The organism is Psychrobacter sp. Rd 27.2, from assembly GCF_001921755.1.
Taxonomy (GTDB): domain Bacteria; phylum Pseudomonadota; class Gammaproteobacteria; order Pseudomonadales; family Moraxellaceae; genus Psychrobacter; species Psychrobacter celer.
Window position 1 is genome coordinate 1 of record NZ_MRYB01000045.1, and the last position, 689, is coordinate 689.

At 37.7% G+C, this 689-nt stretch carries 1 pseudogene; it reads right to left on the reverse strand.

The features are described from left to right. Positions 1-689, reverse strand: a pseudogene (locus BTV99_RS12530) (DDE-type integrase/transposase/recombinase); the annotation flags it as partial.

Consider the following 689-nt stretch of genomic DNA (forward strand, 5'->3'; position numbering starts at 1 on the left):
AGTAAGTGAGGCGTTTTTTTCAGAGTCATAATCATCTTTTTGATTGACGTTTGAAAAGGTAGTCCCCGGCAACCCATGTATTTTTTCCATCAGATTGCCAATCAATCTTTCAATATGGCCTCCAAACTCGGGTCTAGCTACAGGTCTAAATTCTATATCTATACCGTGAAAAGCACATGATTTGCGCAAGCTCTCAGCTCTGAAATCAGAACCATTATCAACATGGATTTTTCTTGGAAAACCAAATACGTCCCAAGTTGCATTCGTTAATCCAAATTCTAATAAGATATCTGTTTTTGGTAAAATACTTCGAGATAGGCACATACCTACAGAAGTAACAGAAGGTGCATCGAGTGAGATGTAGTACCCAGTTACCATACGACTATAAACATCAATGGCAAGAGTAATAAACGGTCTACCGATAGGCTTTCTATACCTATCATCTACTAAGATAATATCTACGGGTGTGTGGTCAATCTGAATAACACTTAGCGGATAGTCAGCATCAGGAAATTTGCCAGCTTTAGGAGTAAATTTGTTTTTGGCTTTCTCACGATAGCCTCTGCCTCGCAATAAGGCTTTTTCACTAATTCTTTTTATTCTAGTTCTAATAGCTTTTTTACTTGGCTTGTCAATATCAAGTTTATAACAGCGCTTAAATACTTCTCGAATAGTTGCCTCAACGGATG